The sequence below is a fragment of the Nonomuraea aridisoli genome, assembly GCF_003236395.1.
Lineage (GTDB): Bacteria > Actinomycetota > Actinomycetes > Streptosporangiales > Streptosporangiaceae > Nonomuraea > Nonomuraea aridisoli.
The window spans coordinates 1-863 of sequence record NZ_POUD01000610.1; the positions used below are offsets into that span (position 1 = coordinate 1).

Sequence of the window (863 nt, forward strand, 5' to 3'; positions counted from 1 at the left end):
GCCCCACATCGCGCCCCCATCCCCGTGGCCGCCGCTCAACCCCCGTTCGACGCCGTTCCACCCCCATGCGTCTCTCGCCGACCGACGCGGGCGGCGGCGTTCGTCACTTCGTGAGCCGACGGTCGGTCCCGCCGCACGCGGTCTTGTCATGAATGGCGGCGGCCATCCCTGGGGATGCCGCTGAGTGCTGATAGACGCCGTTCCACCCCTATTCGCCTCTCGGCGGCGACATGGGGCACTGGCGTTCGTCGCTTTCTGAGCCGATGGTCGTTTTCTGATCCTGGTCGTGGTCGGCGCCGAGGGTCGCGTCCTGCGCAGTCGCGTGTCCCGGCGGTCGCCCGTCCCAGCGGTGGTCGTTGTCTGGCGTTGGCCCCTTGTCCCGGCGGCGGTGCAGCGCCCCTTGGAGGTGGCGACCATACGGCTAGCACTCTGGTGTGCGCCGAATCAGCCGCGGCCGCCTGTCCACAGCCCGAGCCGGCCATCACGCCGTCATCCACAGAACCGGTTCTTCCGCCGCGCGAACGGCAGGCCGGCAGGCACCCTTGCGGCCATGACGACCAACCGTTCAACCTCCACCCCACCCTCGCCCGTGTCTTCGGTCACTCCCAGCCAGCCGCTCGCACCCACGGGCCTGTCCTCGGTTGTTCCTGCGCAGCCGTTCTCACCGTCGGGCCCGTCTTCGGTCGCTCCGGCGCAGCCGCTCACACCATCGGGCCCTTCTTCGGCAGTTCCTGCCCGGCCGGTCCTGCCTTCGGGTTGCTCTTCGGTCACGCCCATACGGCCCAGTGAGCCCCCCAGCCCGTCATCGGGTGTTCGGACCCGACCCGCCGAGCCGCACAGTGGGTCCTTCCAGAGTCCCGTGC

Annotated in this window: 1 pseudogene; it reads right to left on the reverse strand. The window is 70.2% G+C overall.

The features are described 5' to 3' along the window. Window positions 1-489: 489 nt before the first annotated feature. Window positions 490-863: pseudogene (locus C1J01_RS51760) on the reverse strand (hypothetical protein); the annotation flags it as partial.